At 39.9% G+C, this 19,464-nt stretch carries 16 protein-coding genes; 6 read left to right on the top strand and 10 right to left on the bottom strand.

Going from position 1 to position 19,464, the window contains the following annotated elements; genetic code table 11:
• Positions 1–3: 3 nt before the first annotated feature.
• The 5 genes from truA to asd all read right to left on the bottom strand — a co-directional run bounded on the left by truA (position 4) and on the right by asd (position 5,784).
• A complete protein-coding gene (gene truA / locus J580_RS18090; protein WP_032005142.1) occupies positions 4–801 on the bottom strand; it encodes a tRNA pseudouridine(38-40) synthase TruA in 798 nt (265 codons plus the stop codon).
• A gap of 20 nt (positions 802–821) precedes the next feature.
• Positions 822–1,787, bottom strand: a complete 966-nt coding sequence (locus J580_RS18095; RefSeq protein WP_032005143.1) for an asparaginase — start codon at positions 1,785–1,787, stop codon at positions 822–824.
• A gap of 58 nt (positions 1,788–1,845) precedes the next feature.
• Positions 1,846–3,108: a hypothetical protein gene (locus J580_RS18100; protein WP_032005144.1), complete on the bottom strand. Its 1,263-nt coding sequence runs from the start codon at positions 3,106–3,108 to the stop codon at positions 1,846–1,848.
• A 59-nt stretch (positions 3,109–3,167) separates the two neighbouring features.
• On the bottom strand, positions 3,168–4,517 hold the full coding sequence (locus J580_RS18105; RefSeq protein WP_032005145.1) for a FimV family protein: 1,350 nt from the start codon (positions 4,515–4,517) through the stop codon (positions 3,168–3,170).
• Positions 4,518–4,665: 148 nt separating this feature from the next.
• Positions 4,666–5,784 (bottom strand): aspartate-semialdehyde dehydrogenase, encoded by a 1,119-nt coding sequence (gene asd / locus J580_RS18110; RefSeq protein WP_032005146.1) that lies wholly within the window; start codon positions 5,782–5,784, stop codon positions 4,666–4,668.
• A 187-nt stretch (positions 5,785–5,971) separates the two neighbouring features.
• Between asd and J580_RS18115 the strand changes: the two genes are divergently transcribed.
• Together J580_RS18115 and gltP are read left to right on the top strand one after the other, a co-directional pair.
• A complete protein-coding gene (locus J580_RS18115) occupies positions 5,972–7,081 on the top strand; it encodes an endonuclease/exonuclease/phosphatase family protein (protein ID WP_032005147.1) in 1,110 nt (369 codons plus the stop codon).
• Positions 7,082–7,779: 698 nt separating this feature from the next.
• Entirely contained in the window at positions 7,780–9,066 is a 1,287-nt protein-coding gene (gene gltP / locus J580_RS18120; RefSeq protein ID WP_014208293.1) for a glutamate/aspartate:proton symporter GltP, read from the top strand.
• A 55-nt stretch (positions 9,067–9,121) separates the two neighbouring features.
• On the opposite strand, the gene J580_RS18125 is transcribed toward gltP, so the two are convergent.
• The 4 genes from J580_RS18125 to J580_RS18140 form a co-directional block, all read right to left on the bottom strand.
• Positions 9,122–10,222 carry a glycosyltransferase family 4 protein gene (locus tag J580_RS18125; protein WP_032005148.1) on the bottom strand — a complete coding sequence of 367 codons (1,101 nt, stop codon included), beginning with the start codon at positions 10,220–10,222 and terminating at the stop codon, positions 9,122–9,124.
• 265 nt (positions 10,223–10,487) lie between these two features.
• Positions 10,488–11,423, bottom strand: coding sequence for an LpxL/LpxP family Kdo(2)-lipid IV(A) lauroyl/palmitoleoyl acyltransferase (gene lpxL / locus J580_RS18130; RefSeq protein WP_032005149.1), 936 nt, complete (start codon positions 11,421–11,423; stop codon positions 10,488–10,490).
• A 110-nt stretch (positions 11,424–11,533) separates the two neighbouring features.
• Positions 11,534–12,166, bottom strand: a complete 633-nt coding sequence (locus tag J580_RS18135; RefSeq protein ID WP_032005150.1) for a LysE family translocator — start codon at positions 12,164–12,166, stop codon at positions 11,534–11,536.
• Between the two features lie 224 nt (positions 12,167–12,390).
• Complete coding sequence (locus J580_RS18140) at positions 12,391–14,301, bottom strand: ATP-binding cassette domain-containing protein (RefSeq protein WP_005066057.1); 1,911 nt, start codon at positions 14,299–14,301, stop codon at positions 12,391–12,393.
• Positions 14,302–14,333: 32 nt separating this feature from the next.
• Between J580_RS18140 and J580_RS18145 the strand changes: the two genes are divergently transcribed.
• Positions 14,334–14,579 (top strand): SlyX family protein, encoded by a 246-nt coding sequence (locus tag J580_RS18145; RefSeq protein WP_002115104.1) that lies wholly within the window; start codon positions 14,334–14,336, stop codon positions 14,577–14,579.
• A gap of 54 nt (positions 14,580–14,633) precedes the next feature.
• Here the strand turns inward: J580_RS18145 and J580_RS18150 are convergent, their stop codons facing one another.
• Positions 14,634–15,644, bottom strand: a complete 1,011-nt coding sequence (locus tag J580_RS18150; RefSeq protein ID WP_032005151.1) for a zinc-binding alcohol dehydrogenase family protein — start codon at positions 15,642–15,644, stop codon at positions 14,634–14,636.
• Positions 15,645–15,743: 99 nt separating this feature from the next.
• On the opposite strand from J580_RS18150, the gene J580_RS18155 reads away from it, so the two are divergent.
• From J580_RS18155 to topA, 3 genes are all read left to right on the top strand, one after another.
• Positions 15,744–16,121 carry a winged helix-turn-helix transcriptional regulator gene (locus J580_RS18155; RefSeq protein ID WP_017482014.1) on the top strand — a complete coding sequence of 126 codons (378 nt, stop codon included), beginning with the start codon at positions 15,744–15,746 and terminating at the stop codon, positions 16,119–16,121.
• Positions 16,122–16,269: 148 nt separating this feature from the next.
• The gene (locus tag J580_RS18160) at positions 16,270–16,719 is read left to right on the top strand and encodes a hypothetical protein (RefSeq protein ID WP_002114763.1); all 450 of its coding nucleotides are present in this window, start codon (positions 16,270–16,272) and stop codon (positions 16,717–16,719) included.
• A 35-nt stretch (positions 16,720–16,754) separates the two neighbouring features.
• Complete coding sequence (gene topA, locus J580_RS18165; protein ID WP_002115027.1) at positions 16,755–19,391, top strand: type I DNA topoisomerase; 2,637 nt, start codon at positions 16,755–16,757, stop codon at positions 19,389–19,391.
• Positions 19,392–19,464: the final 73 nt, after the last annotated feature.

Raw genomic sequence — 19,464 nt, forward strand, 5'->3', positions numbered from 1 at the left:
AGCTTACTCAGGTAAGTTTAGCCAATGTGGCCCAAGTGGTGGCTGCGGCAAATCAAACTGCTCAGGATAATTACACTGAATAAAATAAAGGCCATCGGGTGGGGCGGTTACCCCAGCTGCCTTACGATCCTGCGCTGCAAACATTGCATCGATATGATCAATCTCATACATACCTTGACCAATTTCGAGTAAGCAACCGACAATATTACGCACCATATGATGTAAAAAACCATCTGCTTGAATATCTAAAACTAAATAGCGTCCATGTTCAAATAAACGACAATGTTTTACATGTCGAACAGGCTGGTTTGATTGGCATGCTGCTGCGCGGAAAGTTTCAAAGTTATGCGTTCCTTCGAACTTACTAGCAGCTTTAATCATCTTTTGCACGTCTAGCTTTTGGTAAATGTGCGTAACTTGCTTATGTAATAGTGCTGGGCGATGCGGTGCGTTATAGATGATATAGCGGTAACGTCGGGCAGTCGCTTTAAAGCGGGCATGAAAACTTTCATCCATCAGTTTAATCCACTGAATAGAAATATCTTTAGGTAGTTGACTATTTGCCCCTCTTAACCACCCCGTTTCTGGACGAATAGCGTTCGTGTCGAAGTGTGCCACCATATTCGTTGCATGTACTCCCGCATCAGTACGACCCGCACCGTGAAGTGCAATGGGCTCATCTCCAATTTTACTCAGTACACGCTCGATCGTTTCCTGAACGCTGGCAACGCCTGGCTGTTGTGTTTGCCAACCTCGGTATTGAACTCCGCTAAATTCAATACCGACTGCATAACGTTGCATAGCTTCACCTCTATTTAATGCTAATTTTCATTCCAATGGCTGAGCCATTGTTCTGGGGTTGGGTATTTTAAATAGATTTGAAGGGTTTTTGCATAGAGATCTGCATGGCTATGAGCATCACTGATGACAATTTTTGCAGTTTTGGTCCAGGCACTAATCGCATAACGTTGATCAATACCACCGAATGTCACCTGAGTGGTAAGAATTGGAATACAGCCACGTGCGTAAAGTTCATCTAATGTTGCGAGTAATTCTTGGTTTACTGCAATATTGCCAGTACCAAAACCTTGTAACACTAAAAAGTGTGGTGGGGCTGAAAGTAAGTGACGTAATTGTTGTACTAAGTGCTGTGTTGCAATGGGTTGCATCATCCAGTTTAAAATCTGGAAGGAAGCAGCTCGTTCAATTTGGGCGTCTTGTACGATCAATTCATTTTGCTGAGGCGTAAACTCAGCTTCACTACTTAACCCTGAAAATGCATCGAGTTCAGTCGTATGCGTTTTTAATGCAGTCTGCGCGTGGAATACTTGATGGTGGAATGCGAGATAAGCACCCACAGGTAAAGCAATCACTTGTTCTAATGCAAGATATAAGTTCTCAATTGCATCAGTAAATTCACGGGTGTTATCGCCTTGAATATTGAGTAACGGGTATTGGCTACCGGTAATCACAATATGACAGCTTTGGCCCAAAAAGCGGGCTAGGGTCGCAGCCGCATAACTGAGCGTGTCTGTACCATGAATAACAACGAAATGCTGATAACCTTCAAGTTGTAGTTGTTGTATACGTTGAATCAGGTGTAACCAGTCAGGTGCCGTACATGCACTGCTATCAACAATATTGGGTGCAGCAAAGCAGTCAACTGTTAAGTGTGGGGGAATCACTTTTTCAAGTTGAGGCAAGAATTGCTCATAAGGCATAGGAGCTAAAGGTTCACCAATGCAACCAAAAGTACCACCCATATAAAATAAGGCTATTTTTTTCATATTTTTGCAGGCATAAAAAAGCAGTCATCTCTGACTGCTTATGGTAAATCGAACAGTTCTAAGAAGCTATGCGATTAAGTAAGTTTTTCGCGCGTTGTTGTTGTTCTGTGTTGAATTTTTGCTCATTGCTTGCCAATAAGGCTTGAGCTGCTGGGTAGGCTCCTAACTTGATGTATTGCTCAGCTAGTTTTAAATCAAGCTCATTTTCATCTAACTGTTTTAATTCTGGAAAAGCTTCTACAAGGGGATCTTTAGTTTGATTTGGGGTAGTTTCTTCGCCTACTAGGTCTACAAGGTTTTGAGTTTCAATCTCTGGTGCTGTAACTAATGCAGGCTCGTCTAGCGAAAACTCAATAGGTGCTATTGAATTCGACTCTAATGGAGCTTGTTCTACGAGTTGAAGCTCATCTAATGATGAGATCTGTTCATTAGGTTTTACTTCTGGATCTTCATGGGTTAATTCAAGATTAAAATCCAAAGCATTGGTGTTCTCTTGAGCTGCTGGTGCCGCTATTGTCTGGTTTTTTTCCTCAGATTCATGCAGAGGTGCCAAGTCAAAAGAAAACTCTAGGTCAGCTAGCTCATTTGTTTCTTGAGATGGCGATAACTCTGATTTCTGTGTTGGTTGGCTGGTACTTTCGGTAGTCGTGGTTTGCTCAAATGAAAAGTTAAACTCTAAAGGTTCAACTTCAACAGCAGGTTCTTGCTTTACAGGGGTATAGTCTTGCTGCAATTCATCAAAAGAAGTTTCAGAAGAACTTGTTGTTAATTGGTCAAACTGAGCTGTTGCATCAGATGTATTTTTTGGCTCTTGGTATGTTTGAGCATGAGGAAAATCGATCGCATCTGGTTGTCTTGATGACTCATATTCTTTTTGTCTGGCTTCTGCTTGAATGGCTATTTCATTGAGCGCTAAGCTACGAATATGGCTAATCAGTTGAGTTATTGCAAACTCATCTTTTTGTGCAATATGAATCTCAAGTAGCAATAAATAAAGTTCATGTTGCGTATTATCTTTTTTGAGCGCCTGATTGACTTGAGCTTCAGCGGCTGAGAATTGTCTTTCTTGAATAAGTAGCTGAATCTTCTGACGAACAGCGTCTGGAACAGGACTGCTTTGTGGAGTAGAGGGAATAGATTCATCAACTACATTTACTTTAGTTTTTTCACGCGAGTTTTTAGTTGATTTAGAGTTCGTTTTTTTATTGGTTTTTCTATTTATTGTTTTAGGGGAATTCGACTCTTGCTTTTGGCTATTTTCGCGTTTTTTTAAAATGACAGCGACCACGAGCAATATGATGAATGGAATCACATATAACATTACTTTCCCCTTAAAAAATAAATATTTGCAATATAAAGCGAGCTGACTCTGGTTTTAACTTAATGCTTTTGCTTATGAGTCTGTTGCTGTGCTTGTAACTGCTGTTGTAACTCTGCCAAACGTGCATTCAGAAGTTGAATACGTTGGTCTTTTAAACGTAAAGTTTGATTTAGTTTGGTTACATTCCTTTGTAATGTAACGGTTTTTTCTCTTGTTGTCATAACTTTTACTGCTAACTCAGTATTGTTTTGACTTTGTTGTGTGCTCTTTTTAGCACTTCCATGCGTAGAATTTTGACTGTTTTCAGCCACAATACTCATTTCGGCTTGCTGTAAACGGTATTTTGCTTTGCCAGAAGTTGATTTTGCAGTATGTGCGATATCTGTTTTTGACTTGTTTTGCTGAGGTTTAGCTGCAGGAGAGTGAGCTAGGTTAAGTGCGATTCCCTGACGCAAACGATTTACATCACCTTGAATAAAAGCATGTCGGTTTTGTGTTTGAATATCATGCATGACTTTCGCAACAGGTTGTTTTGTTTTCGCGGCAATACGATTAGCAATGCTCCATAAAGACTCATTTCGCTGTACCACATATTTACCTGATGATGCTGGTCCTTTGTAGGAACTTAACGATTGTTTCTTCGCAGGATTTTGGTTAAGTGCTTTTTGAGGTACAGATTTCTTTTGCGCTGTTAGATTTTTGACCGGAGTTTTTGGTGAATTATTTGTAGGTGTCTTAGCGCTGGTTGGTTTAATTTCTGTCTGATCTGGGGTAGTAGCTGTTGTAACTTGTTGGGTAAGTTGAGTAGAAGAATTTGCACTAAGTGTATTGGATGAATTTGTGTTTATTGCTGGAGCAGTTCCAGAGTTAATAGTAAGACTGTGTTCACCATTCGAATTATTTGTAGTTGAGGCCGAGGTTGGTGATGCATATCGAGTACTTTCTGGCAGATTTAGAGCAATGTCTTTTTCATTGACAATAAACTGAGGTGACAAAGTACTTTCGTTATTTTCAGTCTTTTTTATAGAAGAAGGCTTAATTACGGTTTTGATATGCTGCAAACGGGTGGCAGAACCTTCACTAATTTTTACTACAATATTTAGTTCAGGATCAATCACAGGGCGAGATGAGGTAATCACAATAACCCCTGAGCCTTGACCGTTTTGGCGCGTATAAAAATTAAGATTTCCGGGCGGCTGATGAGTTACCCCTAACGCGCTTAAATCTTCAGGAGTCGCTAGACTGACTTGTAGATTGGCGTTGGGGTCAGCTTGTTGAAAATTCATTTCGGCATATAACAAATCGCCAGGTGCGGACTGAATTTGTATAGGGTCTAATGTAATCGCATAAATAGAAGGCGAAGACATAATGGTGAAAATGGCAATTTTTAATTTGTTATAAACAGTCATCTCAATCCATGACCTAATAAGTCGTAAAGTCATTCAAAATTATACAATAATGAAATGTAAATAAATTGTAAAATTTTCACAAACCAGTTACGAAAAAGCCGATCTAATGTGATCGGCTTTTTATTTTGACTGAATAATTCAAATCAAATTATGAGCTTTTGTATTCAACTAAAATACGTAACATGCGACGCAAAGGCTCTGCAGCACCCCAAAGTAACTGGTCACCCACTGTAAATGCACCTAGATACTCTTTACCCATGTTGAGTTTACGTAGACGACCTACAGGCACAGTTAAGGTACCAGTTACAGCAACAGGTGTAAGGTCAGTCATAGACGCTTCACGAGTGTTTGGTACAACTTTCGCCCATTGGCTTGAAGTACGAATCATATCTTCGATTTCATCAAGCGGCACATCTTTTTTCAACTTGATAGTAAGCGCCTGAGAGTGGCAACGCATCGCACCAATACGGACACAGTGGCCGTCGATAGGAACAATTTGTGAGTTACCCAAGATCTTGTTGGTTTCAACCTGACCTTTCCACTCTTCCTTTGATTGACCGCTTTCAAGTTGCTTATCAATATAAGGAATCAATGAACCCGCTAATGGCACACCAAAGTTAGCAGAAGGGAAACCTTCACCACGTTGTAAGTCAGCAACTTGACGATCAATATCCAAAATTGCAGATTTAGGATCATCTAACAATGTTTTAGTATTGTTGTATAAGTAGCCCATACCAGTTAGTAGCTCACGCATGTTTTGTGCGCCAGCGCCTGATGCTGCTTGATAAGTCATAGCAGTCATCCACTCCACCAAATTATTTTGGAAAAGTGAACCTACACCCATCAACATAAGTGATACTGTACAGTTACCACCTACGAAAGTTTTGGTGCCGTTAACCAATCCGTCTTTAATAACGTTAAGGTTTACTGGGTCAAGAACGATGATTGCATCATCTGACATACGTAAAGTTGAAGCTGCGTCAATCCAGTAGCCATCCCAACCAGTCGCTTTTAACTGTGGGAAAACTTCAGACGTATAGTCACCACCTTGACAGGTAATAATGACATCCATTTGCTTCAGACTATTAATGTCTGTAGCTTCCATAAGTGCTGGGGCAGTCTTACCACCAAATGAAGGAGCTTCACCACCTGCATTACTGGTAGAGAAATAAAATGGCTCAATATGAGCAAAATCATTCTCTTCAACCATACGTTGCATAAGGACGGAACCGACCATCCCGCGCCAACCGACCAGACCTACTTTCATGTCATTTTGCCTCGGTGCGTTAAAATTGTTAGGGGGAGTTGAGTGTATCAAAAGTGTCCACAACTGCAAGCGTTACAGAAACAAAACACCATCTTTATTGAGTAGAATATCTTGTTTATGTTACATACAAAATTGATAAAGATGACAAAAACTTTAAAAAACAAATCATCTTAAAAGAGAAAATTCAATGATTTATATCGAAGTTCTAGCTGGTCTGGTGATTTGGTTAAGTTTCTGGTCACTTATTCCTCGTGATGAGTGGTGGTTTCGTGGTGCCGATTTTCCTAGGTTGCAGATTCTATTTGTTGGTCTTTTAGCTTTTATAGGAATGCTGTTTTGGCCAACCGAATGGAATCTCTGGCGTGAAGTCGTGCTGGCTGCGCTCATTGCTGCCATTGCCTATCAGCTTAAAATGATTTTGCCCTATACCTTGTTTTGGAAAAAACAGGTTAAACAGGTGAAGACGTCTCAATTAGATCCACAAAAGCAGATTTCATTAATCGTATCGAATGTGCTCACTCCTAATGATAAGTATCATTTATTGCTTGAACAGATCAGGACATTAAAACCAGATTTGCTGCTTACATTGGAAAGCGATACGACATGGGAAAATGCTTTAAGGGAGATCGAAGGTGACTATCCTTATCGCGTTCCTGTACCCTTAGATAACCTCTACGGCATGCATTTATATAGCCGTCTACCTTTATCAAATACTGAAGTTAAATTTATTCTCAGTGATGAAATTCCCTCTATTCATACCACTGTAACTTTACGGTCTGGTATGCCAGTTCAACTCTATTGTTTGCATCCTAAGCCCCCTAGTCCAACTGAGGCGAAGGATTCGACTTTACGCGATGCTGAACTTTTAATTGTGGGCGACCAAATTAAAGATCTAGATGAAAGCTGTATTGTGATGGGTGATTTAAACGATGTAGCGTGGTCACGTACTACACGGTTATTTCAACGAATTAGTGGATTACTGGATCCGCGTGTTGGGCGACATTTTATTAATACTTTTCATGCGGACTATCCTTTATTGCGCTGGTCTTTAGACCATATTTTCCATAGTACAGATTTCGGTTTAGTGAAGATGCAGCGTTTACCTCATATCGGATCTGATCATTTTCCTGTCTATGTGGTTTTGCAGACTGGTCGAATATTTGAGCATATTCAAGAGGAATTGGAACAAACTCAAGATGATGAAGAAGAGGCACAAAGAGCTATCCAAGAAGGAATTGCAAAGGCTGAAGCTGAAGAAAAAGTAGTAACTGATAAAATTGCACAGCCTTATAAATAAAAAGAATATAAAAAGTGATGTAAGCAATATCGTACAAAGATTTGAGTCTAGGGCGAATAGGCAGAGTGTTATAAAAACCTTATTCTACATTCATCGGCACACGGAACCGGGAATGGATAATCCCACGTAAGGATACACAAAGCTGATATGGAATAGCATCACGGATCAGATGTTGGAACGGAAACGATAAAAATAATTATTAACCTGAAAGCACAACCTCATTTACCCGAGTTTTGCAGGACGCAGAACTCGGGTTGATATTTTTATATACCTTATTAAATTTATTGTAAATCATATAAAAATTTCCAAGATTATCTTATTTTTAAAATCTATTTAATTCGCGTTAAGCCTTCATAAATTTTCATGTACATGTGCGCAATTTTTAATGAAAAAAGATACAAAATTTTTTTTATCTAAGTTTTTGTTTTTATAGATTATTGATGAATAAATATAGGCTTTAATTTATTTAAAGATAAATTGGGGTTGTTTAATTAATAAATCTCAATAGAATGTGCCGATCGTTGACATGTTGGATCGTCAACAGGCATTGTTTTTTACTTCGCCGGATCGGCGGGGTGTGATTTGTTTGTACATTTAAATTTCTGTTTGGAAATTACTGTACATGTTGAGGTTTCACTCTTAGTTAGTGTTCTTCTCCCTCTCATATTTGATACTTTGCGGTGCATAAGGATTGTCTTATGAAGAATTTTAAATTTAGCCTTGCTTGGCAAATTTTAATTGCTTTAATCCTAGGGATAGTTGTCGGGGCTGTTTTACATAACCAGCCTGAAATCAGAGACAGTATTGTGAATAATGTTCTTACCCCACTTGGTAAGATCTTTATTAGCCTGATTAAAATGATTGTTATTCCAATCGTTTTCTCTACCTTGATTTTAGGTATTGCAGGTGTTGGCAGTACGAAAAGTTTAGGGCGACTTGGTTTTAAAACCATTCTCTATTTTGAAATTATTACGACTATTGCTATTTTGGTTGGTTTGGTTGCGGCAAATATTTTCCAACCAGGTGCTGGTGTAGATAAAGCGATGTTAGTGACGACTGATATTTCGCAATATCAGCATACAGCTCAAGAAGTTGGTTCTCAGTCACATGGATTGGTACAGACAATTTTGTCCATGATTCCAACCAATATTGTTAACTCTATGGCACACGGTGAAATGTTGCCTGTGATTTTCTTTGCTGTGTTGTTTGGTATTGGTCTGTCTTCATTGCCAGCAACTACTAAAGACCCATTGTTAAATGTGTTTCATGCAGTTTCAGAAACGATGTTCCGCGTAACGCACATCATCATGAAATATGCACCTGTGGGTGTGTTTGGTTTAATCGCAGTAACTGTTGCTAACTTCGGTTTTACTTCACTCATTCCATTAGCTAAATTGGTAGTGTTGGTTTATGCCGCTATCTTTTTCTTTGCTTTTGTGGTTTTGGGTATTACCGCAAAAATGTTTGGAATCAACATCTTTATCTTGTTTAAGATTTTAAAAGATGAATTGATTTTAGCATTCTCAACAGCAAGCTCGGAAACAGTTTTACCACGTATTATGCAAAAAATGGAAGCTTACGGTGCGCCAAAAGCAATTTCCAGTTTTGTGATCCCAACAGGTTATTCATTTAACCTCGACGGTTCTACACTTTACCAAAGTATCGCAGCAATCTTTATTGCACAGCTTTATGGTATAGATATGTCAATCGGTCAACAGGTAATCTTGGTTATTACTTTGATGATTACTTCTAAAGGTATTGCTGGTGTTCCTGGCGTATCATTTGTTGTCCTATTAGCAACTTTACATACTGTTGGTATCCCGCTTGAAGGCTTAGCATTTATTGCTGGTGTTGACCGTATTATGGATATGGCTCGTACTGCTTTGAACGTTGTTGGTAACGCACTTGCTGTACTTGTAATCAGTAAATGGGAAAAACAATACGACTCTGAAAAAGCTGCTGCTTATGAAGCAACATTTAAATAAGATGGCTTTCTTTTAGTTGTAAAAAACCCGCGAATATTGCGGGTTTTTTATTGGGTTATTTCAAAACGCGTTGGTATAGTTCTAGTGTTTGATCACACATATCTTTTAAGCTAAACATAGTGACAGGAGCAACGATTTGAGGTTGTTCAATATGATTTTTTACAGTCTCGATTAAGGCTTTTTCATTTTCTGCTTCAACAAGACCTTGTGGGTATACATTCGATAAAATCTCGGCAACACCGCCACGGTTCCAGCCAATGACTGGTGTACCCACTGAAAGCGCTTCTAAGGCTGTTCTACCGAATGTTTCTGCTTGATTGGATAGAGAGAGCACAATATCGCTAAAAGCGAGCCATTCCCGAATATCTGAGCGATGTCCTACGAAGGTAATTTTATCTGTGAGTCCTTTGCTTTGAATGGTACTTTGTAATTCACTTAAGTAGGCTTGCTTTTTGGCATCAGCACCGCCGACAACAACCACATGTAGCTGAGGATATTGCGTCTGAAGTTGATGCATCAGTTCAATTAAACTTTCATGCCCCTTTAAGCGTGTAATACGACCAGGTAAGCAAAGTAAAAACTTATTTTCAAGCTCAGGAAAGTCATTAAAAACTTGGTTAAACCACTGTGCTGAGGGCTGGTAATTATGTGGAAAAGCGGCAGGGTCAATGCCCCGATAAATTCGCACAATATCTTGCGGTGGACAGTTTTTATAATGGTCAGTGATGTATTTAACCACGCTGTCAGAAACAGCAATCAATTTTTCAGCTTGAGTCATAATCGCACTATAACGATTAACCGAATAGAAACCATGTACAGTGCTAATGAGGTGAGGGCGTTTGTTTGCAGGTATTTTTCTTAAGGCAAAGTGAGTAAGCCAAGCTGGTACACGAGAGCGCACATGAACAATATCGGGTTGATGCTGTTCAATCAGCCGGCGTAAAGGACGAATTTGCCACAAGCTTGAAAGTGATTTTTTATGAATAGGCAGCGTTAAATGAGTAGAACCTTCAGCTTCAAGCTGGGACACTAGTCGGCCGCCATTTGAAACAACCAAAGATTGATGGCCATGTGCAACAAGTGCGCGTGCAATTTCTAGCGTGCCGCGTTCTACGCCACCGCTATTGAGTTCTGGGAGAAGTTGCATCACTTTCATTGTTTGTTGCCTTATACATTCATAAAAGATGGACCATCTATAGATACATCATTTCAAACTAAATCATTATCCAGAATTTACTATCGTGCTAGCGACATGGATGTCGCTGTTTCGCTGTGTTACAAGGAAGTAACATCAGCGGAACAAAGGATTTTTGCTTACTTTTTATCCTTGAAAAGTAAGGTCTGCCTATTCGATAGTATTTGAATTTTACTTTAAATTAAGGCTGTGTCTGTCATCAATTTAAAATCATTACAGCTTTATCTTAATAAATCTCTTCATATCCCTCAGGACGTGTCTTAAAACGACGATGGAACCACATATATTGAGTTGGTGCGATGCGAAGCTGATTTTCAATAATTTTATTAACTCGAGTTGCATCATCGACTTCATCTTCACTTGGCATATTATCTACCGCAGGTTCAATCAGAACATGATATTTCGGGTTCTGAATATCACCGTGACGATAAAAATATAAAGGGACTGCAACTGCCTTAGAGATTTTTAATAAACGACGGTGAGCAGTTACTGTGGCCGCTGGCACACCAAAGAATGGTGCCATAACGCCTTGCTTGAGTCCGAAGTCTTGATCAGGGCTATACCAAATTGCATCACCATCTTTAAGGTGGCGAATTAAACCACGCATATCATCATGGTCGATTTGTGCTTTATAAATGGTGCCACGGCAACGATAAATCAGCATATCGAGCAATGGATTATTTTGAGGGCGGTACACAACATCTGGTTCGAAATATTGAGCACAAACATAGCCACCCGCATCAAGAAGCGTACTATGAGTACCCAATAATAAAACCCCTTTGCCTTGAGCTTGGGCATTGGTAATGTGTTCTAAGCCTTCAATGGTGACACGGTTTTTAAACCAGTAAGGCTTATACCATGCGTTTAATGTCTCAAAAATACCCAGCATCATATCTACAAAAACTTGCTTAGCTTGTTGCTGTACTTTTTCGGCTGACCATTCGGGAAAGCAGACTTCTAAATTACGAATAGTCGTTTTTCGGCGAGATTTTAAATATTTCCAAGCCAGATTTGCTAAGCCATGAGCCAGACGCCACTGAATTGCCCACGGCAAAATAGCCAAAAGCATTAAAAAAACAATGGCAATCCAAATACCCCAATATTTAGGCAATAAAAAGGACCATTGAAATTCACCGGGCGTATAAGTCTGCTTTTGGCTCATAACGATATAAAGAATTCAAAATTAAAACTGGCAAAAGTGTATCACGAACTGAATTTATCGTCGTAATACACTGTTGAATTGAGTGGTTAAGATAAGGAGGTAAAACGCGATTATCGGCGATTTGCTAAAAGAATACGAACAGCAAGCCCAGCTAGTACCGTTCCCATAAGCCAACGTTGTATATTTGCCCAAAGGGGTTTTTGTTGAAGAAAAAGGGCAATGCTACCCGCAGAAAGCACAATCAGAGCATTTACCGAGACGCTAACAAAAATTTGAATAGTACCGAGCTGAATGGATTGCCATAAAATACTGCCTTGTTGTGGGTGAATAAACTGTGGCAATAATGATAAATACATAATCGCAATTTTAGGATTAAGTAGATTTGTAGCAAAACCCATTAAAAATAGTTTAGCTGGGGAGTCTACCGATAATTGTTTTACATCAAAAATTGGGGATGCATTGGGACGTAGTGCTTTCCATGCTAGCCAGAGTAAATAAATTGCTCCTGCAATACGAATGGTGTCGTAAGCATAAGGAACTGCAACAATAAGCGCTGTAATCCCGAAAGAAGCGCAAAGCATATAAAATATGAAGCCAATGCCAACACCAGCGAGTGAAATAAATCCCGCCGTTTTTCCTTGGCAAATTGAACGAGAAATAAGGTAAATCATGTTTGGGCCAGGGGTAAGCACCATGGCCAAGCAGATTAATCCGAATGCTAAAATTTGAGAAAGATCTAGCATGAAAAATACTCGAATATTATTATATTGGTAGATATAACATAATTATTTTTATAAGTCTTATATTCAAACAGGGCGATATTTTGAACTATTAATGCTGACTAAACTTAATCACTCATCAAGTGTTTTTTATAGATTTTTGTGCTTTTAAAATTTATATATTCTAAAAAAGCCCCCTTAATTTAAGGAGGCTTTTTTGTTATTTAAATTGTAGGAACGAACACAAATTAATTTCCTTTGCTCATTTGTTCAAGTTCATCCCAGCGTTCTAATTTTTCAAGTAATACCTCTTCAATTTCTGCGAGACGCTGACTTGCTTTAGTTGCTTCATCGGCATTACTTACAAACCATGAACCATCTGCCAGCTTGTCGGAAAGCTCTGCTTGTTCAACTTCCAATTTCTCGATTTCGGCAGGAAGTTGCTCAAGTTCACGTTGGTCTTTATAACTCAGTTTGACTTTTTTAACGTTACTTTGAGCTGCGGCTTTTTCAGCTTCGGCTTTTGCCTGAGCTTTTTTAACGTCAGACTTTTGGTCTACAACTTTATCATCTGGACGCTGCAGCAAATAGTCTTGGTAGCCACCAATGTACTCTGCAATATTGCCTTTACCATCAAAGACCCAAGTCGATGTTACAACGTTGTCCATAAATGCACGGTCATGCGAAATGAGTAATAGGGTACCTTTATATTCAGAAAGCATCTCTTCAAGTAGCTCAAGAGTCACCATATCCAAGTCATTGGTTGGTTCGTCCATCACAATCAGGTTCGATGGTTTAAGCAATAATTTAGCAAGCAAAATACGGTTACGCTCACCGCCAGAAAGGGCCTTTACTGGTGTACGTGCACGTTCAGGTGAGAACAAGAAATCTTGTAAATAGCTATAGATATGACGACGGTTACCATTTACATCAACAAAGTCAGAACCTTCTGAAACGTTAGCCATCACTGTCTTTTCAAGGTCTAAGGCATTACGTAATTGATCAAAATAGGCTACTTCTAACTGTGTACCAGTCTTAACAGAACCACCGTGCTCAATTTCACCTAAAATGGCTTTAATTAACGTTGTTTTACCAACACCGTTATCGCCGACTAGACCAATACGGTCGCCACGCATGACAAGCGTAGAGAAGTCTTTAATCAGTGGTTTGTCGTCATAAGATACGCTTAGGTGTTCAATATCAAATACTAATTTACCAGAGCGATTTGCTTCTTGAGTCGCCATACTCACTTTGCCTTGTTGTGAACGGCGGGCTTTCGATTCTTCACGTAAAGCTTTTAAGGCGCGCACACGGCCTTCGTTACGCGTACGACGAGCTTTAATCCCTTGGCGAATCCAAGCTTCTTCTTCAGCTAACTTTTTATCAAATAAAGCATTTTGTTTCTCTTCTGCTTCCATTTGCTGGGCTTTAAGCTCTAAATAGCGTGAATAGTTACCTTCGTAGCCACGTAATATGCCACGGTCAAGTTCAACAATTCGAGTTGCAATACTGTCTACAAAAGAACGGTCATGCGAAATAAATAGTAGCGTTAAATTATTTTGATCGAGTAGGAATTTTTCTAGCCACTCAATACTTTCAACGTCTAGATGGTTGGTCGGTTCGTCTAGAAGTAGTACGTCTGGCTGCGTTAAAAGAGCACGAGCGAGTAAAACACGGCGTTTACGTCCACCTGAAAGGTCTGCCAAATCTGCATTTGGATCGAGTCCCATTTTACTTAACAGAGCATTGACCTTGTTTTCGAGTGCCCAGCCGTCTAGTTGGTCGAGCTTATGCTGTAGGTTACCCATACGATCACAAGCTTCCATATCTCCCAGCATACAAGCATCAGTTGCTTCATGATAAGCTCTGAGTACTTCGGCAGCTTCGCCTGCGCCATCAGCCACAATGTCAGCAACCTTACCAGAATCCATTGGAACGTCTTGGGCTAACATTGAAACAGTTAAACCATTTTGAATAGAAACTTCACCAGAATCCGGTAATAGGCTTCCCTCGATCAGTTTAAGTAAAGTAGACTTACCTTCACCATTACGACCAATTAAACAGACTCGTTCGCCACGTTCTAGATTAAAGTTCGCGCCATCGAGCAGGGCAGGTCCGCCAAAAGCAAGTTGGACATCCCTTAGGGTAATATAGGCCATAATGTTTTCCAGAATCTCAAATGAGGATTTAAATGACTAAACCACCATATCATGATGATCAAGCGTCATTTTCCGCACCCATTGAAGATTTGCAAGTGCGAATTACATTTTTGGATGATTTAGTTGAACAATTAAATCAACAACTCGCTATTCAAACTCAAGAAATAGCTGATTTGAAAAAACAAATGCAATTTCTTTATCAACGTGTGGAATCTTCGGATTTATCAGAAGGCATTGCACCTTTTGATCCATTAACGAATAAACCTCCCCACTATTAATAAAAAGGCAAGTTCGATACTTGCCTTTTTATTTGGGAATATTTTCAATTTTGCTTAAAAACCTTGTAAGACGATCTTACCTTTTGTTGTACCACTTTCAATTTGCTGATGAACTCGTTTTAAATTTTCAGCATTAATTGGACTTATAACTTCAGTCACAGTTGTTTTGATTTTTCCTTCATCAACCAGCTTGCTGACTTCATTTAATAGTTCACTTTGTTTTGCCATATCTTCGGTCTGGAACATTGAACGTGTAAACATAAATTCCCAATGCACAGATACAGACTTGGTTTTAAACGGTTTGATATCTAACTGTTCAGGATCATCAATGAGCCCAAAACGGCCTTGCGGTGCAATCAACTCTACAATATCTGCTAAATGCTGATCTGTTTGAGTAGTCGAGAACACATATAAAGGTGCAGTTAAACCTAATTGCTTGATTTGGGCTGCTAAAGGTTGACGATGATCTAACACATAATCTGCTCCAAGTTGCTTAACCCAGTCTTGAGTTTCTGCTCGTGAAGCTGTTGTAATAATTGTTAGGTTAGTCAGCTGTTTAAGAAGTTGAATGGTGATTGAGCCAACACCGCCAGCTCCACCAATCACTAATATTGTTGTGTTTTCTGGCGCATTCTTTGGAACTTGCAGGCGATCGAATAACATCTCCCAAGCCGTGATTGCAGTTAAAGGGAGAGCTGCAGCCTCGGTTACTTCTAAAGTTTTTGGTTTATGGCCAACAATACGTTCATCAACGAGTTGTAATTCGCTATTACTACCTTGACGATTAAGAGCACCTGCATACCAAACGATATCGCCAATCTTAAATTGAGTAACTTTATCTCCAATCGCTTCAACGATACCTACTGCGTCCCAGCCAAGCGTTTTCCACTGATTATTCTCAGGGTTTACATTCTTTCGAATTTTAGTATCTACCGGATTTACTGAGACAGCTTGTACACGAACAAGTAAATCGTGTCCTTCAGCAATAGGTGCATCGAGTTCAATATCAACGAGTGCTTCTGGCGATGTAATGGGACCAGCTTTTTGATATGCCACAGCTTTCATAATTATCATTCCTCTTGTTGAGAGTTTGATCATAACGTAAGCTTAAAATAAGTGACTACAGACAAATAACGCTCATAGTGTCAAAAAGGATACTGTAAAATGGCAAAAGCAAGACACTCAAGCTTTGATTGCTCTCCGGGTTGTTCAGTGGAGGCTGCGATTAGCTTGATTGATGGGAAATGGAAATGCGTCATTCTTTGGCATTTATTTAATGAAGGCACCTTGAGGTTTAACGAAATTCGAAAGCGTGTTCCGAGTATTACCCAAAGAATGCTGACAAATCAGCTACGTGAATTGGAACAAGATGGAATTATTCATCGGGAAGTCTATCCTCAGGTACCACCTAAAGTAGAATACTGCCTGACTGATTTGGGGCAAAGTCTTGAAAAAATTCTGTTTGCTTTAAAACAGTGGGGGGATGCTCATATTGACCAGTTTGGAAAGCTGACACTTGTTGATGGCCATTCGAATCCTTAATGATATTTGTGTCAGCTCATCGCAATTTGCACTGTGAAATCTGACTATTTTGAAGCTTGCCCCTGTATCGGGCATTATTTTTATGATGAAACTTGCGTTTTCTGGTCAGCTTATGCAACTCTAATAAAAGAGATTAATAGGTTTTGCTATGGACAATATGGGAATTTGGGTTACCGTTATCATTGTTCTTTTCGTACTTGGCTCCATTTTTGGTTTAAGAGTGAGCCCACGTGAAAAGGCACTTGGTATTATGCGTGATAAAGCTCGTAAAATGGGTTTACACCCACGTGTAATCGTTGCACCTGAATGGACACATGTCCCAATGGCGACTGAAAAGCGTGCCAGCATGGTTGCTTATTATAGTGTATTGATTCCCGATGCCCGTTTATCTTTAATGCGCGCTCGCGTTGTAGACGGCAAATTAAAAGTGGTTCAGGGTGATGAGAAATTTAATGATTCTCCCATTGCATTAAAAGGGATTTATGCTATTGATATGCAGGCAAACTGTGTAGGGCTTTATTGGGATGAGGAATCAGACCTGAGAGCAACACAATTAGATGAGATGAAGGCTTATCTGTTGAACTTGGCTAAAGCCTGATTTTTAAATTTATTGGTATAGGAATAACATTTTATATGGCGAATACCTCGCGCTCTGCATCTCAAAGCACAGCATCTACTGCACCTGCTGCACATAAACGTGCCTTAGTGATTGTGGAGTCGCCTGCCAAAGCGAAAACCATCAATAAATATCTGGGTTCGCAATACATTGTAAAGTCTTCTGTAGGTCACGTACGTGATTTGCCAACAGGTGGCAGCAAATCAACTGAGAAAAAGCCGGCTGCCCGGACGAAACTCACTGAAGCAGAAAAAGAACAAAAAGCCAGTCAGGCTTTAGTTAATCGTATGGGGGTTGATCCTGAACATGGTTGGGAAGCTCATTACGAAGTTCTGCCAGGTAAGGAAAATGTTGTTGCTGAACTAAAAAAACTCGCCAAAGATGCCGATGCAATCTATCTCGCAACGGACTTGGATAGAGAAGGGGAAGCCATTGCTTGGCACCTAAGAGAAGTTATTGGTGGTGATGACAGTCGTTATCATCGCGTGGTATTTAACGAAATTACTAAAAATGCCATTCAAGAAGCATTTAAACAACCTACGCGTCTAGATTTAAACCGAGTTAATGCACAGCAAGCACGCCGTTTCTTAGACCGTGTTGTTGGCTTTATGGTTTCACCATTACTTTGGGAAAAGATTGCCCGTGGTTTATCGGCAGGGCGTGTACAGTCTGTAGCGGTGAAATTGGTTGTAGAGCGTGAAAGAGAAATTCGTGCTTTTATTCCGGAAGAATACTGGCAAGTTTTTGCAGACACGCAAGCCAAGAAAGATGACATTCGTCTTGAAGCAGTTAAGCAAGCTGGTAAAACCCTTAAACTGAAAAATAAAGCTGAAACTGATGCTTTATTGGATGTTTTAAAAGGTGCTGAATATAAAGTTGCACAGCGTGAAGATAAACCGACTAAGGTAAATCCAAGTGCACCGTATATCACTTCAACGCTGCAACAAGCTGCAAGTACACGTTTAGGTTTTTCTGTAAAGAAAACCATGATGCTGGCACAGCGTCTATATGAAGCAGGTTTTATTACCTATATGCGTACTGACTCAACGTTCTTGAGTGATGATGCAGTAAGCATGGTACGTGCTCATATTGAAAGCCAATTTGGTGAGAAATATTTACCAGCGAAGCCAAACCGCTATGGTAACAAAGCGGGTGCTCAAGAAGCCCATGAAGCGATTCGTCCTTCAAATGTTGCACTTACAGGTGATCAACTTGCGGGTGTAGAACGTGATGCTCAGCGTTTATATGATTTGATCTGGCGTCAGTTTGTTGCATGTCAAATGACTCCAGCAGAATATTTATCTTCAACTTTAACGGTTGAAGCTGCAAATGTTGAATTGAAGGCAAAAGGCCGTACGCTTGTATTTGATGGTTTTACACGAGTGCGTGGTGCTAACAAGTCTGATGACGATATTATTTTGCCTGCAATTAAAGTAGGTGAAATTTTAAAATTAGAGAAGTTAGACCCAAGTCAGCACTTTACTAAACCACCTGCACGTTTTACTGAAGCTTCTTTGGTTAAAGAACTCGAAAAACGTAGTATTGGTCGTCCTTCGACTTATGCAGCGATTATTTCTACAATTCAAGAACGTGGCTACGTTAAGTTGGAAAACCGTCGTCTTTTCGCCGAAAAAATGGGTGAAATCGTGACAGATCGACTTGATGAAAGTTTCAATAACTTGATGAACTATGCCTTTACAGCAGACCTTGAAGGGCAGCTCGATAAAGTTGCAACAGGCGAGCGTAACTGGAAAGAGTTACTTGATACTTTCTATGGTGACTTCAAGAAACGTCTTACCAATGCTCAAGGCGAGCACGGCATGCGCCGCAACCAGCCGGTTGAAGTGCCAGCGGTACATTGTCCTGAATGTTCACGTCCAATGCAGATTCGTACAGGTACAACAGGCGTGTTCTTAGGTTGTTCTGGGTATAACTTACCGCCTAAAGAGCGGTGTAAAGGTACTTTGAACTTAACACCAGTTGAGTCCTTAGCTGCTCTTTCTGATGATGATGGTGCTGAAACCGCAGATTTGATGTCAAAACATCGTTGTGCGAAATGTGGCACAGCCATGGACAGCTATGTGATTGATGGTGGTCGTAAACTGCATGTATGTGGTAACAACCCTGACTGTGACGGTTTTGAGCTTGAAGAAGGTGAGTTCAAGATTAAAGGCTACGATGGCCCAACCATTCCGTGTGATAAATGTGATGGTGAAATGCAGCTTAAAACTGGCCGTTTTGGTCCGTATTTCGCTTGTACAAGCTGTGACAATACTCGTAAGGTCTTGAAAAGCGGTCAGCCTGCACCTCCACGTGTAGAACCGATCAAAATGGAACATTTGCGCTCAACAAAGCATGATGACTATTTTGTTTTGCGCGACGGTGCGGCTGGGCTGTTCTTGGCCGCAAGTAAATTCCCGAAAATTCGTGAAACACGTGCGCCAAAAGTTGCGGAATTGCGTAGTGTTGCTGCTCAGCTTGATCCTAAATATCAATTTATTTTACAAGCGCCAGACGTAGACCCTGAAGGTAATCCGACAGTTGTGAAATTCAGTCGTAAGAATCAATCACAATATGTAGGTTCGGAAACTCCAGAAGGTAAACAAACCAAATGGAGCCTAATTTATCAAAATGGTAAATGGGTTGAGGGCTAATTAAGTCCACAATAAAAAATGCTAGCTCAGCTAGCATTTTTTATATCTAAAACAATAAAAGAAAATTTTAAAT

The organism is Acinetobacter sp. 1542444, assembly GCF_000581835.1.
GTDB lineage: Bacteria > Pseudomonadota > Gammaproteobacteria > Pseudomonadales > Moraxellaceae > Acinetobacter > Acinetobacter pittii.

Excerpts from the sequence above, each read along its gene's own strand:
- truA (WP_032005142.1), bottom strand. The coding sequence starts at position 801 with ATGCAACGTTATGCAGTCGGTATTGAATTTAGCGGAGTTCAATACCGA.
- J580_RS18095 (WP_032005143.1), bottom strand. The coding sequence starts at position 1,787 with ATGAAAAAAATAGCCTTATTTTATATGGGTGGTACTTTTGGTTGCATT.
- J580_RS18100 (WP_032005144.1), bottom strand. The coding sequence starts at position 3,108 with ATGTTATATGTGATTCCATTCATCATATTGCTCGTGGTCGCTGTCATT.
- J580_RS18105 (WP_032005145.1), bottom strand. The coding sequence starts at position 4,517 with ATGACTGTTTATAACAAATTAAAAATTGCCATTTTCACCATTATGTCT.
- asd (WP_032005146.1), bottom strand. The coding sequence starts at position 5,784 with ATGAAAGTAGGTCTGGTCGGTTGGCGCGGGATGGTCGGTTCCGTCCTT.
- J580_RS18115 (WP_032005147.1), top strand. The coding sequence starts at position 5,972 with ATGATTTATATCGAAGTTCTAGCTGGTCTGGTGATTTGGTTAAGTTTC.
- gltP (WP_014208293.1), top strand. The coding sequence starts at position 7,780 with ATGAAGAATTTTAAATTTAGCCTTGCTTGGCAAATTTTAATTGCTTTA.
- J580_RS18125 (WP_032005148.1), bottom strand. The coding sequence starts at position 10,222 with ATGAAAGTGATGCAACTTCTCCCAGAACTCAATAGCGGTGGCGTAGAA.
- lpxL (WP_032005149.1), bottom strand. The coding sequence starts at position 11,423 with ATGAGCCAAAAGCAGACTTATACGCCCGGTGAATTTCAATGGTCCTTT.
- J580_RS18135 (WP_032005150.1), bottom strand. The coding sequence starts at position 12,166 with ATGCTAGATCTTTCTCAAATTTTAGCATTCGGATTAATCTGCTTGGCC.
- J580_RS18140 (WP_005066057.1), bottom strand. The coding sequence starts at position 14,301 with ATGGCCTATATTACCCTAAGGGATGTCCAACTTGCTTTTGGCGGACCT.
- J580_RS18145 (WP_002115104.1), top strand. The coding sequence starts at position 14,334 with ATGACTAAACCACCATATCATGATGATCAAGCGTCATTTTCCGCACCC.
- J580_RS18150 (WP_032005151.1), bottom strand. The coding sequence starts at position 15,644 with ATGAAAGCTGTGGCATATCAAAAAGCTGGTCCCATTACATCGCCAGAA.
- J580_RS18155 (WP_017482014.1), top strand. The coding sequence starts at position 15,744 with ATGGCAAAAGCAAGACACTCAAGCTTTGATTGCTCTCCGGGTTGTTCA.
- J580_RS18160 (WP_002114763.1), top strand. The coding sequence starts at position 16,270 with ATGGACAATATGGGAATTTGGGTTACCGTTATCATTGTTCTTTTCGTA.
- topA (WP_002115027.1), top strand. The coding sequence starts at position 16,755 with ATGGCGAATACCTCGCGCTCTGCATCTCAAAGCACAGCATCTACTGCA.